General features: G+C 58.3%; 22 protein-coding genes. 9 read left to right on the top strand and 13 right to left on the bottom strand.

What is annotated here, in order from left to right; genetic code table 11:
* Nucleotides 1-329: 329 nt before the first annotated feature.
* Both KW403_RS11190 and KW403_RS19545 read right to left on the bottom strand, forming a co-directional pair.
* Nucleotides 330-1,016: a TetR/AcrR family transcriptional regulator gene (locus KW403_RS11190; protein WP_223019568.1), complete on the bottom strand. Its 687-nt coding sequence runs from the start codon at nucleotides 1,014-1,016 to the stop codon at nucleotides 330-332.
* A 274-nt stretch (nucleotides 1,017-1,290) separates the two neighbouring features.
* Nucleotides 1,291-1,440: an integrase core domain-containing protein gene (locus tag KW403_RS19545; RefSeq protein WP_485020655.1), complete on the bottom strand. Its 150-nt coding sequence runs from the start codon at nucleotides 1,438-1,440 to the stop codon at nucleotides 1,291-1,293.
* 242 nt (nucleotides 1,441-1,682) lie between these two features.
* Here KW403_RS19545 and KW403_RS11180 point away from each other — a divergent pair, with 242 nt between their 5' ends.
* The 3 genes from KW403_RS11180 (at nucleotide 1,683) to KW403_RS11170 (ending at nucleotide 4,548) form a co-directional block, all read left to right on the top strand.
* A complete protein-coding gene (locus KW403_RS11180) occupies nucleotides 1,683-2,687 on the top strand; it encodes a TRAP transporter substrate-binding protein (protein ID WP_223019566.1) in 1,005 nt (334 codons plus the stop codon).
* A gap of 68 nt (nucleotides 2,688-2,755) precedes the next feature.
* Nucleotides 2,756-3,280 carry a TRAP transporter small permease gene (locus tag KW403_RS11175; protein ID WP_223019565.1) on the top strand — a complete coding sequence of 175 codons (525 nt, stop codon included), beginning with the start codon at nucleotides 2,756-2,758 and terminating at the stop codon, nucleotides 3,278-3,280.
* A complete protein-coding gene (locus KW403_RS11170) occupies nucleotides 3,277-4,548 on the top strand; it encodes a TRAP transporter large permease (protein ID WP_223019564.1) in 1,272 nt (423 codons plus the stop codon). The genes KW403_RS11175 and KW403_RS11170 overlap by 4 nt, the downstream gene beginning before the upstream one ends.
* Nucleotides 4,549-4,614: 66 nt before the next feature.
* Here KW403_RS11170 and KW403_RS11165 read toward each other — a convergent pair whose 3' ends face one another.
* From KW403_RS11165 to KW403_RS11130, 8 genes are read right to left on the bottom strand one after another with little or no spacing between them, the layout of a single operon-like run.
* Nucleotides 4,615-5,367, bottom strand: a complete 753-nt coding sequence (locus KW403_RS11165; RefSeq protein WP_223019563.1) for a fumarylacetoacetate hydrolase family protein — start codon at nucleotides 5,365-5,367, stop codon at nucleotides 4,615-4,617.
* A gap of 24 nt (nucleotides 5,368-5,391) precedes the next feature.
* Nucleotides 5,392-6,210: a sugar phosphate isomerase/epimerase family protein gene (locus KW403_RS11160; RefSeq protein ID WP_223019562.1), complete on the bottom strand. Its 819-nt coding sequence runs from the start codon at nucleotides 6,208-6,210 to the stop codon at nucleotides 5,392-5,394.
* Nucleotides 6,207-7,448 (bottom strand): UxaA family hydrolase, encoded by a 1,242-nt coding sequence (locus KW403_RS11155; protein WP_223019561.1) that lies wholly within the window; start codon nucleotides 7,446-7,448, stop codon nucleotides 6,207-6,209. The genes KW403_RS11160 and KW403_RS11155 overlap by 4 nt, the downstream gene beginning before the upstream one ends.
* Nucleotides 7,417-7,731, bottom strand: a complete 315-nt coding sequence (locus KW403_RS11150) for a UxaA family hydrolase (protein ID WP_162742236.1) — start codon at nucleotides 7,729-7,731, stop codon at nucleotides 7,417-7,419. The genes KW403_RS11155 and KW403_RS11150 overlap by 32 nt, the downstream gene beginning before the upstream one ends.
* A 34-nt stretch (nucleotides 7,732-7,765) precedes the next feature.
* Nucleotides 7,766-9,037, bottom strand: coding sequence for a TRAP transporter large permease (locus KW403_RS11145; RefSeq protein ID WP_223019560.1), 1,272 nt, complete (start codon nucleotides 9,035-9,037; stop codon nucleotides 7,766-7,768).
* Nucleotides 9,034-9,534 (bottom strand): TRAP transporter small permease, encoded by a 501-nt coding sequence (locus KW403_RS11140; protein ID WP_223019559.1) that lies wholly within the window; start codon nucleotides 9,532-9,534, stop codon nucleotides 9,034-9,036. The genes KW403_RS11145 and KW403_RS11140 overlap by 4 nt, the downstream gene beginning before the upstream one ends.
* 54 nt (nucleotides 9,535-9,588) lie before the next feature.
* The gene (locus tag KW403_RS11135; RefSeq protein ID WP_246637754.1) at nucleotides 9,589-10,572 is read right to left on the bottom strand and encodes a TRAP transporter substrate-binding protein; all 984 of its coding nucleotides are present in this window, start codon (nucleotides 10,570-10,572) and stop codon (nucleotides 9,589-9,591) included.
* 25 nt (nucleotides 10,573-10,597) lie between these two features.
* A complete protein-coding gene (locus KW403_RS11130) occupies nucleotides 10,598-11,788 on the bottom strand; it encodes a M20 family metallopeptidase (protein ID WP_223019557.1) in 1,191 nt (396 codons plus the stop codon).
* 179 nt (nucleotides 11,789-11,967) lie between these two features.
* On the opposite strand from KW403_RS11130, the gene KW403_RS11125 reads away from it, so the two are divergent.
* Nucleotides 11,968-13,548, top strand: a complete 1,581-nt coding sequence (locus tag KW403_RS11125) for a PucR family transcriptional regulator (RefSeq protein ID WP_223019556.1) — start codon at nucleotides 11,968-11,970, stop codon at nucleotides 13,546-13,548.
* Between the two features lie 369 nt (nucleotides 13,549-13,917).
* Here the strand turns inward: KW403_RS11125 and KW403_RS11120 are convergent, their stop codons facing one another.
* Both KW403_RS11120 and KW403_RS11115 read right to left on the bottom strand, forming a co-directional pair.
* Nucleotides 13,918-15,690, bottom strand: coding sequence for a thiamine pyrophosphate-binding protein (locus KW403_RS11120; protein WP_246637753.1), 1,773 nt, complete (start codon nucleotides 15,688-15,690; stop codon nucleotides 13,918-13,920).
* Nucleotides 15,691-15,791: 101 nt separating this feature from the next.
* Nucleotides 15,792-16,838, bottom strand: coding sequence for a Bug family tripartite tricarboxylate transporter substrate binding protein (locus KW403_RS11115; protein WP_223019555.1), 1,047 nt, complete (start codon nucleotides 16,836-16,838; stop codon nucleotides 15,792-15,794).
* 655 nt (nucleotides 16,839-17,493) lie between these two features.
* Between KW403_RS11115 and KW403_RS11110 the strand changes: the two genes are divergently transcribed.
* From KW403_RS11110 to KW403_RS11100, 3 genes are read left to right on the top strand one after another with little or no spacing between them, the layout of a single operon-like run.
* Nucleotides 17,494-18,396: a transporter substrate-binding domain-containing protein gene (locus KW403_RS11110; RefSeq protein ID WP_223019554.1), complete on the top strand. Its 903-nt coding sequence runs from the start codon at nucleotides 17,494-17,496 to the stop codon at nucleotides 18,394-18,396.
* A gap of 6 nt (nucleotides 18,397-18,402) precedes the next feature.
* Nucleotides 18,403-19,317 (top strand): amino acid ABC transporter permease, encoded by a 915-nt coding sequence (locus KW403_RS11105; protein WP_246637752.1) that lies wholly within the window; start codon nucleotides 18,403-18,405, stop codon nucleotides 19,315-19,317.
* On the top strand, nucleotides 19,310-20,092 hold the full coding sequence (locus KW403_RS11100) for an amino acid ABC transporter ATP-binding protein (protein ID WP_378596372.1): 783 nt from the start codon (nucleotides 19,310-19,312) through the stop codon (nucleotides 20,090-20,092). Before KW403_RS11105 ends, KW403_RS11100 begins: the two co-directional genes overlap by 8 nt.
* A 41-nt stretch (nucleotides 20,093-20,133) precedes the next feature.
* Here KW403_RS11100 and KW403_RS11095 read toward each other — a convergent pair whose 3' ends face one another.
* A complete protein-coding gene (locus KW403_RS11095; protein ID WP_223019553.1) occupies nucleotides 20,134-21,012 on the bottom strand; it encodes a LysR substrate-binding domain-containing protein in 879 nt (292 codons plus the stop codon).
* A 115-nt stretch (nucleotides 21,013-21,127) separates the two neighbouring features.
* Between KW403_RS11095 and KW403_RS11090 the strand changes: the two genes are divergently transcribed.
* Nucleotides 21,128-22,318 carry a trans-sulfuration enzyme family protein gene (locus tag KW403_RS11090; protein ID WP_223019552.1) on the top strand — a complete coding sequence of 397 codons (1,191 nt, stop codon included), beginning with the start codon at nucleotides 21,128-21,130 and terminating at the stop codon, nucleotides 22,316-22,318.
* Between the two features lie 96 nt (nucleotides 22,319-22,414).
* Complete coding sequence (locus tag KW403_RS11085; RefSeq protein ID WP_223019551.1) at nucleotides 22,415-23,818, top strand: M20/M25/M40 family metallo-hydrolase; 1,404 nt, start codon at nucleotides 22,415-22,417, stop codon at nucleotides 23,816-23,818.
* The last annotated feature ends 16 nt before the right edge of the window (nucleotides 23,819-23,834 follow it).

Here is a 23,834-nt window from a genome sequence, read left to right as displayed (position 1 = left end):
ATGGGAACGGCTTAATCCGACGTGAAGTCGGCCCATTCTTTCAAAAGATAAACCGTTTTGGTAAGCGGCGGCGGCGGCAGGGCACATGGCGGGTCGTGGGTACCCGAAATCGAGCATCAGTGTCTCAAGCGGGAACAAGCTGACGATACCGCCTTCACGCAGGGCCAGACGCAGGAGACGCCAATTTTCCGTCGCAAGCAGCGGAAAGCGATGTATCGATGTGCTAGTGCGATTTAATAAACTGCAGCAAGCGTTTGCTTGCCTTTCGTCCTGAAGATTGTCCTCCAAGGCGGCGCGAGTTCGCCGCCTTGGCGCAGTTTTGCGCAAGGCTACCGGTTGGCTGCGGTTCCGGTGCGTTGGAAGATCCGGTTCAGACCGAGAAGGAGTGCTGCGACGCTGTCCTGGATCATCAGATCCATATCAGAATCCCCGCAATTGTCGTAGATGAGCTTGCGGATCCCAAAATAGAATATTCCGCCGTGTAATGCCCAGGCGAAATCAATCTCGCGTTCGGTGCAGGGGCTGGGCGGGGCCCCTAGCTCATGTCGCGCTTCAGCAATCACAGGTAGTATGATGTTGGTCCGGACCATAAGCATATAGCGGCGATTGATATCCACGCCGCGCAAGCCCGCAAACAGGTAAATGCGCATCCATTTGCGATCAAAAATCGCATCCGTGTAGATGCCATAAAAGGTGTTCAATCGATCCTGAAGCGACCGCGACCGATCCGAGATCACCTCAGACCACTCAGGTTGCCAGCGATTGACGTAAACCTGCTCATAGACCTCCGCTATCAGATCCTCTTTCGAGGGAAAGTAGCGGTAAAGAAGAGGTTGAGTGATATTGAGGCGTTCCGCGAGAGCGCGTGTAGAGCTCTCGAATCCGACCTCAGCAAAAAACTCGATGGCCTTGTTCACAATTTGTGTTCGCCGCTCGTCGGGCGAAAGTCGCTTGCGTTTTCTTCCAGAAGGCTGCGCCTGCGCTGCACCTTTGGCTGATTTTGCCGATTCCTCCATGCCGCCTCACCGTTATTGATCAACGCTAATTAAGCAGGTTTTTCATCGATCGCAATTCCCCCGCTTCGATCCCGCATCATGTAAACATCATATATGTAACTACTTGGGCGATTTCGGCAATATGAACTGCGCTGAGGCGCGGAAGGCTGGCTACGGTTGATAGCGCGGGACACGTCGTCAATCGAGGGTTGCAGACAACTGAGCAGCCCCATTTGAAGGGTCGATGTGATTGTTAGCGAGTGTCCGGTCTTCGGTCCATCAGCTCGATATTTTCCTAAACTGGCGAGCAGTAAATCACCAAGGACCTAAATGGTCTCTTGGTGTTGTACTGAATCCTCCATCGCTCAATCAGGATTTGCATTTCTGACGGGTTGTGGAAAATCACCCCGTTCAGGAACTCGTCGCGGAAGCGGCTTCGATGCATGTTGGAATACGTGTGTGCGCCAGCGCGCATATACCGCCATTCAAGCGCTGACAGGCTGCCGACTCGGGCCTGATCGATCTGAGTTTGTATCCCGAGCACAAAAATCCGGACTTCCGTTTCATTACTCTGGTCAATGGATTCAGGGGCTTTTTCGCTTAGGCTCGATGGCGTGGTTGGTATGGGCAAGGATGGTACCTGCCAAGCTGATCAACAAGAGAGACCATCACAAACGGGAGGGGTAGATGATGTGGAAAAGTACAATTCGAGCCTGCGTGGCAGCCACGATGCTGTTGGCGACGGGAGCTCATGCCGAGACGGTATTGCGCTTCGGCCATCCCAACGTCGCGGGTGAAATCTCCAGCAAACTTTATGACGAGTTCGTCGCACGGATCGCCGAGCGGACGAATGGAGAGGTGACCATTCAGGTATTCCCGGGCGAACAGCTCGGTAAGGAAACCGAGATGGTTCAGCAATTGCGGGACGGCGTTCTGGACATGACGGCGGCCTCAATGGCGGCAACCAGCACGCTGGTGCCGGCGATGGAGATCCCGAGCGCGCCGTTTCTCTGGCAGAACTGGCTCGAGGCGGAAGCGGTGATTTCCGGGGCTGCCATGCAGCCGGCCTTCGACGAGTTGGAAGAAAAACACAACATCATTCCGCTCACCAAGATCTGGTACTGGGGCTGGCGCAATTTCACGCTTTCGGAAAAGCCGGTGCGCACGCCTGAAGACATGGCCGGCCTGAAGATCAGGGTTCCAGAATCCCCGGTCTGGGTGGAAATGATCCGGGGGATCGGCGCCGCACCGACGCCCATTCCCTTCAGCGATGTCTACACGGCTCTGCAGCAGGGGACAGTCGACGGTCAGGAAAACCCCATTCCCACCATCTACGCCCGGAAATTCTACGAGGTTCAGAGCTACATCGTGATGTCGCGTCACATGCTTCAGAACAATCTGATCCTGATGAACAAGGACTCCATGGCGAAGCTCGATCCACGCCATCAGCGGATCATTCTGGAAGAGGTTGGCGCAGCTTCTGCCAAGATGACACTGCTTCAGCAGCGCGCAGAAGAGAACATGCTGAAGGAAATCGCAGAGACCGCCGACATCTCCATCGTTGATGATCCGGACCGCGAGGCGTTTGCCGAGGCGACAACCGAGGCCGTCTTTGCCGCCCTTGCCGAACGCTGGGGTGCCGACAGGATCGAGACCGTGCGTGAAAACATCTCCGCCACCCGCGGGCAATAGTCTGCCATCAGCACCGGACTGCGCCAGCGGTCCGGTGTTCATTGTCCTGTTGTTGAGGGGAGACCAGATTGAGACAATGCATTCTTTGGCTCGACAATCGAGTGCGAGAGATTGAACATCACGCCCTGTGGCTGCTCCTAGCCACGATTTTCGTCATTCTGACGGCGACAGTCTTCTTCCGCTATGTGCTTGGTTCCCCGATCACATGGACGGAAGAACTATTGACCATGTTGTTCACCTGGATGGTGTTCATAGGCGCCAGCTCGGCCCTTTCAACCCATCAGCATATCCGCATCGACATGGTGCTGCGGATACTGCCGCCGCGCTATGAACTCTTGGCTTCCGTGGCGGCCGTTCTGGTCTGCCTGGTTGTGTTCCTGGTGGTGATCCATTTCGGCCTCAAATATGTACAGACAACCTGGGGCGACCGCACGCCGATGATGGATGTCACCTACGGGTTTTACACGCTCGCCCTGCCCGTCACGAGCATATGCGCCACACTTCACGTAATCCGCAACTGTGTGGAGGGCGGTGTGCGGGACGCGCTCAAGAGCACGATCGAGGTTCAGGCAGGTGAAGGGGATGCAGCATGATCACCACCCTGCTTTTGCTGCTCCTTCTGTTTCTTCTGGTCGGGGTGCCGACCGCCTACGCGCTGGCGGCCTCTGCCATTGCCGTGATCTGGCTTGAAGGGATACCGCTGACCATTGCCGTGCAGCGCATGACAGCGGGTGTCCAGTCCTTTCCGCTTCTTGCCATCCCTCTGTTCATCCTCGCGGGCACGCTGATGAACGCGTCGGGCATTTCGGAACGCCTCTTCGCACTGACCGGTTCGCTGGTCGGTCACATCCGCGGCGGCATGGCCTATGTCAACGTGCTGACAAATGTCTTCATGTCCGGCATTTCGGGATCTTCGCTGGCCGATTGTGCGGCCACGACACGCGTGTTCGTGCCGCAGATGGTCAGGCATGGTTACGACAAGGGGTTCAGCGTCGGCCTCACAGCCTCCGCCGCCGTGCTCGCTCCCATCATCCCGCCATCCATCCTGCTTGTCATCTATGGCTGGCAGGCGAATGTCTCGATCGGCGATCTGTTCGTGGCAGGGATCGTGCCGGGGCTGGTCATCGCCACCGCGCTGGTCGTCACCGTGGCGATCATGACACGGCTTCGCGGTTTCGGGCGCGGTGCGGCGTTTTCGGCCAAGACACTCCGGCAGACCTTCTTCCAGGCTTCCTGGGCGCTTTTGATGCCGATAATCATCATTGTCGGCTTTCGCATGGGCATTTTCACGGCGACCGAGGTTGCGGCGATTGCAGCCGCCTATGCTTTCCTCGTCGGCCTTCTGGTCTACAGGACATTGAAGATTGTCGAGCTACCGGGTGTATTTGCAAGCGCCGCCCGCGACACGTCTTCGATCCTTGTGATTGCCGCGACCGCTGCGCCATTTGGCTGGATCCTGTCCATCGGTCAGGCTCCACAACAGCTGCTTTCGTTTCTGACCGGCTTCTCCGACAGCCCGATGCTGATACTGCTGCTCATCAACATCATCCTGCTCGTGCTCGGCACATTCATGGAAACGCTGGTGCTCATCATCATCCTCGTCCCGATCCTGCTGCCGCTAATCGAAACGCTGGGTATCGATCCCGTCCACTTCGGAATCGTGATGATCATCAATCTGGTTATCGGCCAGCTGACACCGCCTCTGGGCGTCCTGATGTATGTGACTTGCGGGATTTCGGGGACCAGCATCGCTCAATTCATGCGGGCGATTCGACCGTTTCTCATCGCCTTGATCCTTGCCTTGCTTGCGATCACCTACATTCCGGCACTCGCACTCTACCCGACGGCGCTGCTACGATAATCTGGATAAAGCAATGCCCCGTGGGTCCCACGGGGCATTGCTGGTTCAACGGCGATTTATAGGCGTTCAGGCGACCCGGCTGTGCAGGCGTCCGATCTTCTCGATCTCGATGACGATCTCGTCACCAGACGCCATCGGACCGACACCGGATGGTGTGCCGGTGATGATCAGGTCGCCCGGCTCCAGCGTCATGATGCTCGACACGAACTCGAAAATCCGCGCGATGGGGAAGATCATGTCGTTCGTGTTGGACGACTGTCGCAATTCGCCATTCTGCCAAAGCTTGATGTCGACATTGTCGGGATCAAGGTCGGTTTCGATGACCGGCCCGACGGGCTTGTAGGTGTCGAAGGATTTGGCGCGGGTGAACTGACCATCCTTCTTTTGCAAAGCCCGGTTTGAGACATCGTTGGCACAGGTGTAGCCGAAAATGTAATCGCCCGCATCGCTGGCGGCGACATTGCGGGCCCGGCGGCCAACGACGATGCCGATCTCGGCCTCGAAATCAATGCGGTCATCGGAATTGTCGAGCTGGATTTCCTCGCCATCGGCGATGATCGCGGAAGGCGCGCACATGAAGAGCATCGGCTCTTCTGGCACCGGCACACCGGATTCTTCGGCGTGAAGTGTGTAGTTGAGACCCACGCAGACAAGCTTGCTAGGCGCTACCGGGGCAAGCACTCGCACGGTGTCGAGCGGCAGAGCCACGCCGGTTTTCTCTATCCCGTCGAAGGGCGAGCCAGACAAGACGGCAATAGAAGAGCCTTCGAGCAGCCCATAGGATGTGCTTCCCTGATGGGAAAAGCGAACGATTTTCATAATGTAACCTCTGGATGTGTCGCGTCAGACGCGGGTGGGGATATAGGGCTGCATGGCCTCGAAGCTGGCAGCGATTGCGTGTCCGGCATCAGGAATCTGGAATGTCTCGACCGTCACGTAGCGGTCGAAACCGGAATCGATCACGGCACCCATGGCGGCGTCGATGTCATAGCTGCCATCGCCGACCGGAAGACGGTCGGAATCGGTGATGTGAAAATGCCAGAAGAGATCACCGGCCACGCGAATGGCGTCGGCCACTGTCTCCTGCTCAGTGAGGATATGCGCTGTGTCGAGCATCACGCCCAGGCTTGAGACGCCAAGATTTCGCACGAAGCTGCAGGTCTCGCCTGTGGTGAGCAGACAGTTTGCATAATTGCGGTTGACCGGCTCCAGAACAATGGGGACATCGGGAAACGCGGCGGCACATTGCGCGATTGCAGCACCGATCCAGTCGAGCGTCTGTTGTGGCGCGATGCCATCGACATACCGGCCGCGCAGCCGACCGACATTGACCATCGCATCATATTCGGATGCAAGATCCATCGATGCCAACATGCGATCGATGGCCGTCGTCCGCCGGTTGGGATCGGGATCGGCGAAGGAAAGCCCGTCCTGACCGTAAACCTCGCCGGTGCAGACCGCCGGCATGTCGAGCCCCTGATCGCGAATGGCAGCGGCGAGCGCTCGCCGATCGATCCGCGCGGGGTCGCACACCAGAAGCTCCACGCCTGAATAGCCCGTTTCGGCAATGTTTTTCATTGCCGTTTCGATCGGGTCCTGAACCGCCGTCACCCTGGCGGGCGCCACGTCTGGCGTGGCATACATGTAGGCAAGCTTCATCATTGCTGAAACCGGAAATCGTTCTGTTCGGCCAGCTTCTGATGAATCACTTCCTTGCGCACCACGCTGACATTGGGGATGGCGAATTCCTGGATGTTGAAATACTCGGCTTTGGCTTCCTGACCATTTGCCGTGTCCATCACCAGTTCGACGATCTCTTCGCCGACCTGCTTCAATGACTTGGTCCCCTCGAGCACATCGCCCGCGCTCAGATCGATGTCCTCTCGCAGCGCCTTGAACGTGTCGTTGTTGGAGCTGATCTTGAGCACAGGCGCAATGCAGGACCCGGTGGGCGTTCCCTTGCCGGTCGTGAACAGCACCATATGCGCGCCACCGGCGACCTTGCCGGTGACCGAGGCAATGTCAAAGCCGGGCGTATCCATGATGACAACGCCCTTCTCTGTGGGCCGCTCGCCATATTTGACGATCTGCACGATGGGCTGGGTTCCGGCCTTGTAGATACAACCGAGCGATTTCTCCTCGATGGTCGTCAAGCCGCCTTCGATATTGCCCGGAGAGATGAAGACGCCGCTGTCATCCTGCGTGGTCATGGACAATTCGATCTCATACTCCTTGATCAGGGTCATCAGATCCTGCTTGATCTTGTCGGTTTTCCCGCGCCGCCAAAGAACGCGTTCGGCGCCGACCATCTCGGTGATTTCCGACAGCACAACCGTTCCGCCGGCAGCGACCAGAATATCTGCGGCCTCGCCGACTGCCGGATTGGCCGTGAGCCCGGAAAACGCGTCGGAAGAGCCGCATTCCAGCGCCACGATCAACTCGCTGACGTCACCCTCATCATTGGGCTCGGCAGGAATTTGCCCCTTCAATCGCTCGACGATCCCGATGCCCGTGTCACGCGTCGAGCGGGCACCACCCTCCTTCTGGACGATAAGCATTTCGACGGGCTTTCCCGTCGTCGAAATCGCGTCGGCGATGCGCCGGGCAGACGCTGTCTCACATCCCAGGCTCACCACCAGGACGGCACCCACATTCTGGTGGCGGCCATGACCGATGAACGTGTCTTCGGTGGTGGTGTTTTCCTCGGCATCGAAGGTGCAGCCATAGGGATGCATGAAGGTGACCGCCCCGGTCTTCGATGCGATGTCGAGCGCCACACGGTTGACGCAGGAGACCGTCGGAATGACCAGGATGTGGTTGCGGATGCCGATCGAGCCGTCGGCGCGGCGATAGCCCTTGAACTTCATGTCACTCACCCTGCTTTCGCGCGTGGATTTCATCGAACCTGCGCCCCTTGGCGCCGCGGCAATTGTGAACGTGCACCCAATGGCCCGCCAGGATCGCCTCGGTCGCGATCCCGATCACCTCACCATATTTGTGGATCTCCTCCTGGGCCGCGATGTCGCGCAGCGCGATCTTGTGCCCGCGCGGGATCTTCTCCTCGACTCTCAGGGGACGACCATTGCCGATGCCTGAGACGATGACCGTCTCGGCCGGCAACAATTCGACCGTGGCGGTTGCCACGTGATCGCTTTCCTTGATCTGGATGGCTGTCTTTTCCAACGTCAAACTCCTGAATGACTCTCACGGGCCCCGGCTATAGGAACAGGCCCGGCAAGAATGTCGACAGTTTCGGGAACAGAATTGTCAGTATGAGCACGATGACCATGGCCCCGAGGAACGGGAGCACCGCCCGCGACGCTTCGGCAAACCGCACCCCGGCAATCTTCGCACCCGTCATCAGCGTAACACCGAGTGGCGGTGTGTTGGCCCCGATGCACAAATTGACCACGAACATGACGCCGAAATGCAGCGGGTCAATTCCATACTGATTGACCACCGGCATCAGGATCGGAATCAGAATGATGATCAGCGCATTGCTTTCCATGAACGTGCCAAGCAGCAGGAGCAGGAAGTTGAGCAGGATCAGGAACGTCATCGGATCCGGCGCCACAGCCGCGAAAAATGCGGTGAGCTGCTGGGGGATTTGCTCGGTCGCGACGATCCACACGAACAGGTGAGAGATTGCCACGATGAGCTGCACCGGCACGGCAATGCGCATCACCTGCATGCAGATCGCCGGCAGGTCCGAGATCTTGACCTCGCGATAAATTACCGCGGACAGCAGGAATGCATAGACCACGGCCAGAACCGCAGCCTCCGTGACGGTGACGATGCCGCCCAGAATGCCGCCGAGGATGATGACCGGCAGCAGAAGCGGAAGCACCGAGTCCGAGACGGCAGAGATGAACTCGCGCCATGTCGCGCGCTCACCCTTGCCATAACCGCGCCGGCGGCTGATGAGCAAGGACACGATGATCAGGAGCAGGGCCATCAGGAGGCCGGGCACCAGACCGCCGATCAGCAGGCCTGCGATCGATATGTTTCCCGTAGCCCCCAGAATGACCATGGTCAGGCTTGGCGGGATGAGCGAAGCAAGCACGCCGCTGCAACCCTGAAGGGCTGCCGCAAAGCCGGCCGCATAATTCTTGGCCTTCATGGCCGGGATCATGATGGAGCCGATGGCGGCGGTATCGCCGATGGCGGAACCGGAAAGAGCACCGAACAGGGCGCTGCCGGCCACGGTGACCGCGGCAAGCCCACCCGAGATGTGGCCGATGACGGCGTTTGCAAGACGCATCATGCGCTGCGTGATACCGCCATGCTCCATCAGCACTCCGGCAAACACGAACATGGGGAGCGCAAGAAACGGATAGGAATAGATACCCGTCGCCGAACGCTGTGCCACGAGCGCGAGATTGATGTCCTTCACAAAGAGATAGGTGAGGCAGGCAAAGCCGATTGCAAATGCTATCGGGACATTGATGAGGATCAGCCCAAGAAGCAGAACGAAAAGAACGATGCTCATGAACGCGACTCCTGCGCTTCCTGACTGCCGAACAAGGCCTGTATCAGGGCCTCAATGGAAACGAGCACGAGAAGCCCGCCGCCTATCAGGACGCCCATATATTGCCAGGCGCTGGAGATCTTGAGGCCGGGCATGATTGCCTCTCTGGCGGTTTCAACGATGAGGAGCGCGCCATAGGTCAGCGCCAGATTGAAGGTAAGCACCACAAGCGCACCGATGATTTGCATCACCCGGTTGAGCGATGGCGGCAGCCATTCAACCAGAAGGTCGATGGCGACGTGTTCCTTGCGCTCAAGCATCAGCGCCGAGCCGAGAAATGTCATCCAGACCATGAGCAGAAGCGCCAGTTCCTCAGACCAGACCAGCGGCGATTGCAGGAGATAGCGCCAGATGATCTGTGCGAACATCACACAGGTCATGGTCAGCAACATCAGCATGAGAAGCCACTGGACAAGCTTGACAAGAAGCTGTCTGGCGCCGAGCAGGAATTGCGTCATCGCGGAAACCCCAATTGCGGCAGGCCGGCGCGACACCGGCCTGCGCGCATTCAACTAGTTTGAGTATTTGCGCACGATGGCGAGGAGATCTTCCCCGAAGACGCCTTCATACTTGTCCCAGACAGGCTGAACCATTTCTTGGAATGCCACCGGATCGGGCCGCGTGATTTTCATGCCCTCGGCCTCGAGCTTTGCGAGCACTTCCTCATCGCTCGCGCGGATCATCTCGCGCTCTTTCTCTTTCCAGATTTCGGCCTTCTCGCTCAGGATGGTCTTCTGCTCATCCGTCAGCTTTTCCCAGGCCTTGCTGGAAATCGTGAGAATGGCCGAGCCCCAGATGTGGCCTGACAGCGCGAGGTTGTCCTGCACCTCGTAGAATTTGGATGCATAGATCGTGGCCAGCGGGTTTTCCTGTCCGTCGACGACCTTCTGCTGCAGCGAGGTGAAGACTTCGGAGAACGCCATTGGTGTCGGCAGTGCACCTAGCTCGCGGAACGTATCGAGACGCAGTTCGGCTTCCGGCACACGCAGCTTGATGCCCTTCAGATCCTCGGGAGTCTCGATCGGGCGGGCAGAGTTCGTGATGTGGCGATAACCGCTTTCCCACCAGCTCAGCGTGTTGATGTTCTTGGCCGCCAGGATTTCAGCGAGCGCATCGCCGAGTTCACCGTCCACGGCAGCATAGGCCTTTTCGCGGGTCGGCCAGGCATAGGGCAACTCCTCGATGATCAGGCGCTTGTCCAGAACCTGAAGAGCGCCGGTGCCGAAGAGACCCATCTCAACGGTTCCCAACTGCAAGCCTTCGGCCACTTCACGGTCGCCGCCAAGCTGGGAGCTCGGATAAACCTGGATGACGACCTCACCGCCTGTTGCTTCAGCGACATCCTTCGACAGTCCCTCCAGGGCGATCTGCCAGGGGTGGTCGGCCGCAAAGACATGGCCCACCTTCAAGGTCGTTTCCGCATTCGCTGCACCTGCAGCGAAGATGAACCCCGCACCGAGCCACGCGGCAGCAAGGGTTGCTTTCGTTTTTGCCATATATGTCATGTGTTCCCTTTCTTTTTTAGTTCTGGCTGAAGTACTGCGCGATGATCTCTCCGTAGATATCGATCGCGTTGAAAAAGTCGTCGACGAGGAGGTGCTCGTCGGTCTGATGCGCCTGCTCAGGCGCTCCGGGGCCGAGGATGACGATGTCATCGCCATGCGCACCAAAGGCCGAAGCATCGGTGAAATACTGTGCCCCCCGCACGGCTTCGGCACCGGGCGTGCGTCTTGCGAGAACCTGTTGGCAGATGCGGACAATCGGTGCCGCCTCATCCGTCAGCAGGCCCGGAAGATTGAGCGCGCACTCCACCTCGAAACGCGCTTCGGGATCCTCATCTGCAAGTGCTGCGGCAAGCGCCTCGATCTGGGCCACCACATCCTGTTGGTCCTGCCCCGGCACCGTCCGGATGTCGATGGTCATCTGGCAGTGGTCGGGAATGACATTGGGTGCACCACCACCATTGAACGTCGTGACGGCAAATGTGGGCTCAGACAGCAATGGCGTCGTCGTGGGGCCGAGATCAAGGGATTGGAGGCGGTCATAAAACAGATGAAGCTTGTCGACAGCGTTTGTGCCGGATCCGGGCATCGAGCCATGTGCGGTTTTGCCGAAGCTGGTCACCCGAAGCCAGATCACACCCTTATGCGCAATGACAAGACGGTTGTCGGTCGGCTCCGCCACGATCATTGCGTCAAATCGGGGTATCTGCTTTTTGCCGACCATCGTCGATGCGCCAAGCGCACCGATCTCTTCGCCGAACGTGGCCGCGAAGATCAATTCGCCATTCCAAAGATCAGGCGCGAGGTCTTTCTGTTTCATAAACGCAAACAGCAGAGCGAAAAGGCCGCCTTTCATGTCCGCTGTGCCGCGCCCGTAGATGCGACCCTCATCAATCGCGGCCGAGAAGGGATCGTGTGTCCAGGTGGCATCACCGATCGGCACGGTATCCAGATGCCCACTCAGGACGAGGCGTGGACCAGGTTTGTTCCCCGCGCCCTGCCCCCGCAAGGTGGCGACCAGATTTGCCTGTTGCCCATCCTCTTCAAGGATATCGCAGTCGACCCCAAGAGCGTCCAGGCGTGCCTTGATCATGCGAGCCAAAACGATTTCGTTGCCGGTCGATGAAATGGTGTTGCAACGCACTGCCTCTTGAAGAAATTCGAGCGCATCAAGCCGTGCCGGCGACGCCACGGGATTGTTAGAATTCAACTGCTTTCCCCCTTGAACCCACAATGAACGTACCGATTCGGAAGCCGGAAAACTATTGACCAGCGTCATGAAACGCCGGCAAAGTTCTTTGTACTTTGGATACAAGTCTGTAAGGTTGCCGGCGCGGGACGCGCATGGGGTGGGGTTTCAAGAGCATGGTGTTGACAATCGGAAAGGTTATGGCCCTGCCAGCGATGCAGGAGGGCTGTCTCCTTGCCGGACAATTGGGGCTGGACCGGGTTGTCAAAACCGCAACAGTGCTCGATGCGCCGGACGCCGTACGCTGGCTGCGGGGTGAGGAACTCGCTCTGACCTCGACCTATCCGCTGCTGCAACTGCGCCACAGCCTCGATCATTTCGTCGAAGAACTCGTGGAGCATGGAGCGTCGGGACTCGGTCTGAAGCTCAACCGCTACATGAAGCGCGTGCCGCAAAAGATGATCGACTGTGCGAACGCGCTCAACTTTCCCATAATCGTGGTTCCCGAAGATGTGGCATGGGTCGAGATCATCACGCCGGTCATGTCGAACTATTTCGAGGTGAAAGCGGAGACCGTTTCTCAAACCGAACGCTTTGGAGAGAGGTTGGGGAAGCTGTCCCTCGTCGATTCGACGCTGCAGGATCTGCTCGATGATCTCAACGCCCTGCTCGCCAATCCGGTGATTGTGGCCAGCCCCATGGATGGCCTCGTGCTGCATGCTCCCAGCAAGCCCAGCAAGGATATCGCCGACGCCCGGGCCCTTCTAGTGGAAGAAGGATGGCCGAGCGAAACCATACAATCCCACAAGACATTTACCCGCAGGACCGGTCATCGCACGAGCATTGTCTTCACACCCTATGAGCAGTCTGGCGGAATGACCGGGACGCTCGTCGTTGTCGAACAAAACCGCAAACTGACCAGTGAGGACCTCGACCATTTGGGCTACGCCAAGGTTCTGGTCTCCCTGAAGGTTCGTCAGATCAGGGCTGATCAGAGCACGGTTTTCGAACGGCAGAACGAGTTGGTTCTGTCGTTGATCGACCGCACACTCGGTTCGCAGACCTATGCCGCATTGACCGCGCGTTACAGTGCGATCGGCAAGCATCTTCATGCACGCTATGTGGGAATTGTGGTTGCTTTTCATGACACCGCTGCCGATCGTCTGCTTGGCCTTTCCAATGCCTTGAGAGTGCATTTCTCTCAACATGGCGAAACCATCACCGGGGTCATCGCCAACAACCGTGTCGTGCTGATGGTTGCCGAGGAGGAAGAAGGGCTGTGTCAGCCCGACTTCTTCAAGGAACAGGTGGATGAAGGGTTGAAGAGGATGGGGGCGAGTGATGTCCTGTGGTCGGCAGGCATCAGCCAGGTGACGGACGTCGAACATTTCTACCGCGCTTATGAGCAGGCTGTGCAAGCGCTTGAACATGGCCGAAGCACGAGCAGGACAGGCGGTGTGTATCTTTATGATGACACCGGATTCTACCGTCTTTTCTCGAGAAGTTCCATGCAGCCGGACGTGAACCGGTTCGTGCATGAATGGCTCGGAACGCTCATCGACCATGACAAGCAACACCGTGTCGACCTGATTGAAACGTTCCGTGTTTTCCTGGATGCGAATGGCAACTACCGGGAGACGGCGCGGGTGTTGAATCTACATCACAACACGGTGCGCTATCGCATCTCCCAAATCACCGAACTGACAGGCAAGAAAGCGCTACAGCCGAAATTGCGCTTGCATTACCACCTTGCTCTGAAGCTTCTTCCACTTGTCTCCTGACGCGCTCGGATCCCGCGAAGTCGCCTTCTCGACGACCTTGGCGCGAGATTCAATGATGCTCCCAGAACACCGTCTCCGTCTCCCCGCTGCCGTTTGAAGTCGGCCTTTCAATCTGCGGGGAGTATTCAGCTGACTGATCGCGAGAGCTGACCGACCACCCTTCCCTCACGCCGGCATAGCGCGCGTCATACCGCGCCCCCAAGTCCAGCATCACACAGGTGTTTGAGATGATGGTGAAGTTGTCGGGGTGGCATCGGTGTGGAAAGCAAGGCGGGGGCCATCGGCCGCCAACTGTCGCCGTCCCCGCGCTGCTTTCACCTTTCCCCATCCTCCGGGAAGGCACGATGATGCAAACCGGAGAGCTCCAGCCTATTGTCCTGCATAGCCGCTTGCGATACGGACATCCACGACTGCGACGCCTCCCGCTTCGACTTCGGCAATGGCCTTCTCGAAGACAGCGAAAAGATCATCGCCCTTGGAAACCGGCCCAAAGGCGCTTGCCCCCTGAGCCGCACCGAGCGCTGCAATATCGACATCCGGCTCGGTGAGCCGTTGGCCGATCCACTTGTTTTCCACTTCCCGTCCGCGCGTCACAGCCATCTGTTCCTGATGTTTGACATCGTTGAAGTAACAGCGATTGTTGGCAACGATCATGAGAAGCGGCAGCTTGTAATGAACAGCCGTCCACAGGGCAGTATGCCCCATCAGGAAATCGCCATCGCCGCAGATGGCCAATGGCAAACGCCCACTCCCCTTGAGGGCCAACGCTGCCCCCACCGCGATGCCCGGCCCCCCTCCGACCCCAGCGCCGCCATTGAAACCAAGATAATCGAGGGGATCACGGAACGGCCAGAAATTGCCATTCCACGAAAGCGGTAGACAGGCGATGCTGACGGATCTGTCCGCCATTGCCCGGCGGAGTTCGAGCGCCAGATCGTGGATGGTGAACTCGTCGGCGTTTTCTGTTGCCTGCGGCAGAGGCAGTGCTTCCCGGCGCTCGTATGGCTTGCGGTTCAGCCCGAGTGCCTCAAGGAGCTGCGGGACCACCTTTGCAGGGTCGGCCGAGATAAACAGATCCGCCACTGGCAGCATCTGGTGGTCCATGCTCCAGCCATTATGGATCGTGTGATCTCGAGATACGTGAATGATCCGAGGTTCGGGATGATCCCCAAGCCCAGCCTGTTTCAAAGCCCCGCCAAGGTCCACCCAGTCAAGACTGAGCACGACATCAGCGGCTTTCACAGCCTCTTTGGCTGCAGGAGCCAGCCGCGTTCCCGGAGGCCCCACGTGAAGCGGATGCTCAGTAGGGAAAGCCGCTCCCAATTTGAGATCGGTGATTACCGTTGCGCCCAACATTTCGGCGAGCGCCACCCGCTCATCCCATCCCGCCTGCTCGCGATCGAAACGGCCCATGAGGATGACTGGCTTCCGGGCGTTCTGGAGCATCTGGCAAGCTGTCTCAACGGCCTCCTTGCTGCCAGCAGTGTCAGGCCGGGGCATCAATCGTCCCACTGCGGTTTGCGGAACCTGCCCCGTCAATGGCTTCTCCTGCATGTCGACATCGAGGCTGACATAAGTGGGGCCCTTTGGAACCGTCTCGGAAACCCACTTGGCTCGCACCAATGCCTCCCGTGCCGCCGCCGGCGAGTAGGGCACGTCGTCCCACTTGGTGAATTGACGGATAACAGCGCCCTGATCTCGTGATGTGTGAAGCCAGTCTATCCACGGACGCCGGGTCGCCGCATCAAGTGGGCCGGTGGCGCCAATGATCAGCATCGGCATGCGATCGCACCAGGTGTCGAAGATCGACATCGCCCCATGCAGGAGCCCGACATTGGAATGGAGCGCCGCGCCCATGGCCTTGCCGGTTACCTTGGCGTAGCCATGGGCGATGGCGACCGCAGCGTCTTCGTGCAGGCAAACGAGCATTTGCGGGTTCGTATTTCCCAGATGATTGACCATGCTGTCATGCAATCCGCGGTAGCTCGAGCCCGGAACCAGCGCGATATAGGGGATGTCCAGTGCGCGCAGCGTCTCGGCGACGACGTCACTGCCGAACCTGCCGTCGTTGGCGCTTTCCAATGGCGTTTCACACGCCGGCATATGCCCGTTGCTCAAATCCCCTGCACCCGCCTTGGTCATCTGCACACCTTTTTCTGGAGAATAGAAATTGAACGGCCACAGCGCGTGTTGCCTGTGGCCGCACAGGACTTTCATCCTGATCAGCTCATGTCAGACCGGTCTCATTCGGGCGGAGCTATCGCCAAGCGGGCGCGCTCGACCAGTGCCTCATCGGCGGCGAACATTTCCTCCACCAGTGACTGGATATATCCGCCAGAGCCCGGTGCGATCTCGATCTGGGCCTTGGAGGCTTCAGCCAGATAATCCTCGTCCTTCATAGTGGCATCGAATGCGTTCCTGAGCACCTCTGCCAGCTCGGGCGGCGTGTCAGGCGAGAGCACATAGGGGCGGCCAAAGGCCTGTTGGTTGACCACGAGACGAAGCACGGGTTCGTTTTCTTCCGAAACGAAGTTCCAGACTTCGGGCACGCCCATTTCGTTCAACTCATCACCCGGCTCCAACGCGATCTGGACCACGACATTGAGCCTACCGGCCTCGATGAGCGGGCGAGCCTGGTTTTTGAGGCTGGACCAGGAGATGCCACACAATCCGTCGAGCTCTCCACGCTCCATGGCGAGAATAATATCGCGCGTGCCGGTATAGCCAGGGATGACCTCGATCTGAGCGTCGGTGAGATTGCTCAGAAGCCGGCCGTAATCGTAAATCGATCCGCCAGGCGCATCACCACCCAACACCACCTTTTCGGTTGCCGCCTTCTCGAAGCTGCTTGCAGCCGCGGTATCCATGAACCCGCAAACCCGATTGGCAGAATTCGCAGTCCCCAGATAAACGAACTCGGTCGGCTTGTAGCGGCCGTTGAAGCTGGAATCGAACAAGGGGGCTACAATCGCGCCTGGATAAATTGCGCCGATCAGAGTTCCGTCTGTGTTCTTGCTCGCATAAACGTACTCGGCTGCGAGAGCGCTGCCGGCGCCTGGCATATTCTGAACCAGAATCTCGGGATTGCCCGGAATGTGGTCCGCCATATGATTGGCCAAAATGCGGGCATAGGTATCAAATCCGCCGCCGGCATTGCCGCCGACGATCATGTTGATCGTTTTGCCGGCATAGTGATCGTCTTGAGCGAAAGACGAGGTTGCCAAGGCAGCGAGCGCAACGGTGGTTGCGACACCCCCTGCCCGCTTCAAGATGCTTCTCCAGTTGTTCACGCGTTCTCCTCCCTAGGTATTGCGATTGATCTCTTTATCGTTTGCGCTGATGAGATGTGCGCCGATGCCAGCACCAGAGGGCAGCAGATCTCTCATTCTGCGACGAGGTTCTCGGAAACGCCGGAACGCACAGATGCCCACCTGACGAGCATTGAGAGACGCTCTACATCAGCAAACGGCTACTCCTCACCAATTCTCGATTTTGTTTCAATAAAATCCTATTTTACAGGATTTTCTATGTCAAATGAAACATTGAATAATCTGATATTAAGCGATATCACCGGACCAAAATTGGCATGGCGAACTTAATTTCCCGCGCAACATTGGATTTTTCTACTATTCTGGCTTTCATAGCAACCCTGAAGAGCTTATATTAATTTCTCATATTATGAGATTTACATAACTCCCTTCGCGCTCAACGAGCGGAAATACCCCATGAGCACGCGCCTCAGTGGCGAGAGGTTGGTGCGGTCACCATCGGAATCTGGTTGTTTAGACGTCGTGTTCGATAACCTGCAGGAATTGACTGGCGAATATTATATATTGGACGAAATAGAATCATCCTCTTAGCCTTGGTTTTGTCGAGCACTCGAAGGCACGACTTCATCCAACAACAACCGATGCGATCAACGCGTTGATGAGGGGATTCTGCGAAATGACCATTCCAATTCGACTTTGTTCGAGCTCCGCTGCCGCGCTTCTGGCAACAACATTCCTCGTTGCCGGGCCAGTATCAGCCCAGAATTTCGACCTATCCGGCGTGGAAGCCGTTTCAGAGCTTGCAGACCGTGTTCCGCAGGAGATCCGCGACCGCGGCGTCTTGATCATCGGGTCTGACAACGCCTATGCGCCGTGGGAATATCTGGCGGGCCCGGACGGCCAGACGCCAGAGGGCATCGACGTCGATCTCGGCAAGGCCATCGCCTATACACTGGGCCTGAAATATGAATCGCGCACCGCGCCTTTCGCATCGATCCTGCCGGCTCTGGGAACGAATTTCGACATCGGCATTTCGGCGTTTTCCATAACGACGGAGCGCATGGAGGCGGTCAACTTCGTTAGCTATGCGGACACCCAGAGCCTCTGGGTGGTGCGTGCGGGAAACCCCACCGGGTTCGATCCGGCCGAATATTGCGGCGCCACCATCGCCATCCAGTCGGGCAGCTACCACGAAAAACAGGTCGACAAAGACAATGAAGCCTGCGTGGCTGCCGGCAAGGAGCCGATCAAGAAACTTCCCTTCTCGGTCCAGACCGAAGCGAACACCAGGGTCGCGGTTGGTGGTGCCGACGCGACGGCGACTGGCGGTGGTACGGCTGCGTATGCTGTCGTTCAATCAAACGGTGCTCTGGAAAACCTCTCTCCAGTTGGCCCCATGGGCAAACGGGGACTCAACGGCATTGCCGTCCCCAAGGACGACATGGAACTGACCCAACTCATAGCCGACACGCTCAACCACCTGATCGAGAGCGGCACCTACAAGGATATTTACGCCGAGTGGGGTGTGGGCCAGTTCGCAGTGCCTGAAGCGCTCGTCAATCCGGATGTGAGCCAGTAAAGCAGCATGTCAGTCAACACATCAGAGACAATGCCGGGGGATGCGCGCATCTCCCGGAACCGCGACGATACAGTCGTGCTCAATGAGGTGGTGCCGCGGAAACATCCCGGGCGCTGGATCGGCGTGGCACTTCTGACTGTGTTCGTTCTGCAGTTCGTCCACAGTGCCGTGGTCAACCCGAATTTTCACTGGAACGTCTTCGCGAAATACCTGTTCGCCCCACAGGTTCTGAGCGGCGTGGGCTGGACCCTGATATTGACGATCGCCTCGATGGCGCTGGCTATCGTCTGCGCCATCACCCTGGTCCTCATGCGCGAAAGCGACAACCCGATCTATCGGGGTCTGGCATGGGTGTGGATCTGGTTTTTCCGCGGTACACCGCTTTATACGCAACTCCTCTTCTGGGGTCTGGTCGCGGTTCTCTTTCCGCGGATTTCATTGTCGATCCCGTTCGGTCCGGAAATCTTCGGCGTGCCGACCCAGTGGGTTATCACCGCCGGTGTCGCGGCCCTTCTCGGTCTGGGGCTGAACGAAAGCGCATATCTGGCAGAGATCTTTCGCGCGGGATTCAAGGCGATCGACCGTGGGCAGACGGAGGCCGCGCAGGCGATAGGAATGTCGCGCACGAAAATCTGGTGGCGCATCCTGATGCCGCAGGCGATGCGGACAATCATCCCTCCGACCGGGAACGAGACCATCGGGATGCTGAAAGGCACATCACTGGTGCTTGCCGTCCCCTTCACTCTCGACCTGATGTTCGCCACCAATGCGATTGCCAACCGGCTTTATCTGCCGGTGCCGATGCTGATGGTCGCAGCATTCTGGTACCTGGTTGTCACGTCGATCCTGATGGTCGGCCAGTTCTACCTCGAACGCCATTTCGGAAAGGGGCAGGATTATGTTGAGACCCGCCATGTCTAATCCCGCCATGTCTGATGACCTTTCCGTCTCGCTTGAGGGCATTCACAAATTCTTCGGAAAGGTTCACGCGCTGCGTGGCGTCGATCTCAGGATCGGGCGGGGTGAGGTTTGCGTAGCGATCGGCCCCTCTGGCTCGGGCAAATCGACCCTGTTGCGCTGTATCAACCAGCTTGAGGAGATTTCGGCCGGGCGCGTGAGGATCAATGGCGAATTGCAGGGCTATGTCGAGCGCAATGGACGTTTGCACGAACTGTCTCCCCGACAGATCGACAAACAGCGGCGACTGACCGGTATGGTGTTTCAGCGGTTCAATCTGTTTCCACACAAGACCGCTCTGCAGAACGTCACCGAAGGCCCGATTCAGGTAAGGCGCATCGCCAGAGCCGAAGCAAACCGACGCGGAAAGGAACTGCTTGACCGCGTGGGACTGGCGGATCTGGCCGATCGCTATCCAAACCAGCTTTCGGGAGGCCAGCAACAGCGCGTCGCCATCGCGCGTGCTTTGGCCATGGACCCGGAAGTGATGCTGTTCGACGAGCCAACATCGGCACTGGACCCCGAACTGGTCGGCGAGGTTCTCGATGTCATCAAGGACCTGGCGCGCAGTGGCATGACCATGATGCTCGTCACACACGAAATCGGGTTTGCCCGGGAAGTGGGTGACCACCTGGTTTTCATGGACCACGGGATGATTGTCGAGGAGGGCGTGCCGAAGGAGATGCTGGAGAACCCCAAGAGCACGCGCACCAAAGCGTTTCTCTCGAAGGTGCTTTGACAATGTCGCGCGAGAAGGCCCTGACAGCGGGAGCTGACGCCTTATTCGATGACGTTTTTCAGATCGCTGATGAAATCATTCAGAATCCGCGAAGGCGGGCGGTTCGGCGGCATAATCAGCAGTGTACGGAAATGAAGCGCGGGCTCGAAAGGCCGCAGCACCAGCCCGCGCCCCAGATAGGGCTCGGCGGTCAGCGGATTGACCAGACCGACGCCGAGGCCTTGGGCAACCATCGCGCAGATCGTCGTCGAGAAGGGCGTCTCGATCACCGTATGCTGCGTGATGTTCGCGCGTTCGAAGGCAGCCTCGCCCTCCTGACGCGTCGTGTCCTCAGGAGAAAGCGCGATGAACCTCTGACCCGCAAGATCCTCCGGTCGAACAATGTCTTTCTGCGTCAACGGGTGGTCCTCAGGCAGGGCGATTGCCACCCGGAAGTTCGCGAATGGACGCGCATCGATCCCGGTGGTGTCGATCTCGTCGGCCACGATGCCCACATCGAACTGGCCAGAAGCGACCAAATCGCGCGCGACCGAGGAGGTTCGGGTCTGAAGCGTCACAGCGATATTGGGGTGCCGCTTGGCAAACTGCTGGAGAGCGCGCGGCGCAATATTGGTGGACAGCGCCGAAAGACAGGCGATCCGAAGTTTCCCCGACCCGAAATCGCGAATGCGAGCGGCGGCACTTCGCAACTCGGTAAGCCCCGTGAAGGCCTGCTCCACCTCGCGAAAGAAAAGCTGCCCCTCGGCAGTGGGCCGCAATCGCCCCTTGATGCGGTCGAACACCGGAAAGCCAAGCGTTCTCTCCAGCTCCTGGATCATCTTGCTGACCGCAGGCTGCGATATGCGCAACACCTCGGCCGCACGGGCGGTGGTTCCGTTTGTCACAACAGCGCGAAACACCTCGATCTGACGCAGGTTCATCAGGAGCCCCCTCATATGGACGTGTTGCCAATAAGATTTCCAAGCAAAAATAGCAATCTCAATAACCTGAAAGAATACCACACAGTGGTTCGCGCTCGGGAAGGAAACAATTCATATGAGTGATTTGACAGATTGTGTTGTCACGCCGCGGGTCGCCACAGATGGTTTCGACCCATTGGGCGTGGGGGTGCATCGCGGATCGACGATCGTATTCTCCGATGCCGCAGCCTATGCAAGCCGCGGCGAACGTGGGGACAAGGGATATTCCTACGGGCTCTACGGAACCCCCACGACACGCACATTGGAAGAGAAACTCTCCAGGCTTGAGCAGGCCGCGCGAACGTTTCTCGTCCCCTCGGGCCAGGCAGCGAACGCAATCGCCGCCATGGCGCTTGTCGAGGCAGGGCAGCACTTGCTTCTGGCCGATACGGTCTATCCCCCAATGCGCGATTTCGCACTCAATGACCTCTCGCGTCTCGGCGTGTCGGTGGAATTCTTCGACCCGACAGATCTTGACGATCTGAAGTCAAAGATACGTCCGGAGACACGTCTGGTCTGGTGTGAAAGCCCCGGCTCAACGACGATGGAAGTGATGGACCTCCCTGCCGCCGCAGAAATAGCGCATGAAGGCGGTGCGCTTCTGGGCGTGGACAACACGTGGGCAACACCGCTCAACCTCAAGCCCCTGACGCTGGGCGCGGATCTCGTGACCGAAGCGCTGACGAAATATGTTTCCGGTCACTCCGATGTGTTGCTGGGTTCCATATCGGTGCGCGATCCAGAGCTTGCATCTCCGATCAAGGCGGCGATCGGTCGTATGGGTATCGGTGCATCTCCCGACGACGCATCCCTTGTGCTGCGCGGGTTGGAGACGCTGGGAGTCCGGCTGCGCCATAGCGAGGCGGTGGCGCGGCGCTTCTGCGAGCGGCTCACCAAGCATCCGATGATAGACAAGACGCTTTTTCCTGCTCTGCAGAGCTTCTCGGGCCACGCGCTCTTTCAACGGGATTTTCTGGGTGCAAGCGGGGTTTTCACCCTTACATTCACCGAAGAGTTGGCCCCTCACGTCTGGCCCGCCCTCGACAGACTTCGGCTGTTTGCGATTGGCGCCTCGTGGGGCGGGACGCGCAGTCTCGTTGCCCCCATGCCGGTGCGCGGAAATCGCAGCGTTACGCAATGGTCCGGTGCGGACATCACTCTGCGTATCTCCATCGGCCTCGAGGACGAAGCCGAGTTATGGGAAGACATGGAGCGCTTTCTGGCCGCGCTCGAGGAGTTCAGCACCGCTGCCAATGCCGCGCAGTGATCATCAGACCTGGGTCTGTGGCCACGTTTTGGCCCCGGAGCCAAACTGCAGCTTTATCCCGTTCCTGTTCCCGTCCCACATGCCAGGGAGTTCCACTTGTCGAAGCTTGACCGCGCGCTCAATGAGATTGATGACAATCTTCAGACCTCCATTGCGAAACTGTTTGACCTCATCGCCATTCCCTCAATTTCGAGTGAAGCGTCAGGGGCCAGGGGCATCGCTGAGGCAGCGGCCTGGTTGCAAAACGAACTGACCGAGATCGGTTTCACCGCCGAGATCATAACAACCCAAGGCCATCCGGTGGTATTGGCAAAATCCACCCAAAACCCCAGAGGCGACGGCCTGAGACTGCTCTTTTACGGCCATTATGACGTTCAACCGGTTGCGCCGCTGGAGGACTGGTCGCATGACCCGTTTACTCCAAGAGTGATCGAGGAGGACGGGGTTCACCGGTTTTATGGACGCGGAGCATCCGACAGCAAAAGCCAGCTCTGGTCTTTCATCGAGGCCCTGCGGGCCTGGAAAGCGGCGTACGACAGCTTTCCTGCAGAGATCGTGATCATGCTCGAGGGGGAAGAGGAAACCGGCTCTCCCAGCTTGCCCGACTTCATCGAGCGCTATCGAGATGCCTTGCAGTGCGACGTCGCCTTCATCTGCGATAGCGACATGTGGTCGCCAACCCAGCCCGCCATCACCACGCAGCTCAAGGGGCTGGTTCATGAGAAGATCACGATAAAAACCCCCAATGCCGACCTGCATTCAGGCCACTACGGCGCGGTTGCTGCCAATCCCATCCGCATTCTCAGCACGATCCTTTCTGCAATCCACGACGCGCACGGTCGTGTGACGCTGGATGGTTTCTATGACGGGGTGCAGGACATCTCCCAAGGCCAGCGCCAGCAATGGCGCTTGATCGCCGATGGGGCGATTTCAGAGGGCGAAGTGAGCCTTTTGGGCGGCATCATCGAAGCCGGCTACTCGCCCGTCGAAGCCATGTGGGGGCGCCCTACGGTCGATATCAACGGCATCAGCGGTGGCAATCAGGGACCCGGTGAACGCTCGGTCCTGCCGGGAACTGCATCTGCCCGCCTGTCTTTCAGGCTGGTGGCAGACCAGAATCCGGAAGCGGTGCGCGAGAGTTTCAGAAAGTTTGTCACCGCACGTATCCCCGATGGTTGCCGTGTGGAGTTTGAGGGGCATGGGGGTAGCAACGCTGTTCGACTTTTAGAGAACAACCCGTTCCTGAAAGCCGCCGCTCGTGGCCTTGAGGCCGAATGGCAGGAGCCAGCCGTGTTAAAAGGCACGGGCGGAGCCATTCCTCTCGTGGGGCAACTAAGCCAGGGGCTGGGGCTGGATTGTGTTGTCATTGGCTTCATTCTTTCGAGCGATGCGATCCACGCGCCCGACGAACATTATGACGTGGAGCGGCTCCGCAAGGGAACGCGCAGTTGGGTGCGCATCTTCGAGGAAGTCACCAAGGAAGGACATCCGACCGACTGAAGGCCTTCTCGTGTTT

The sequence above is a fragment of the Nitratireductor kimnyeongensis genome, assembly GCF_019891395.1.
GTDB lineage: Bacteria > Pseudomonadota > Alphaproteobacteria > Rhizobiales > Rhizobiaceae > Nitratireductor > Nitratireductor kimnyeongensis.
This window is presented reverse-complemented; position numbering and strand designations above follow the sequence as displayed.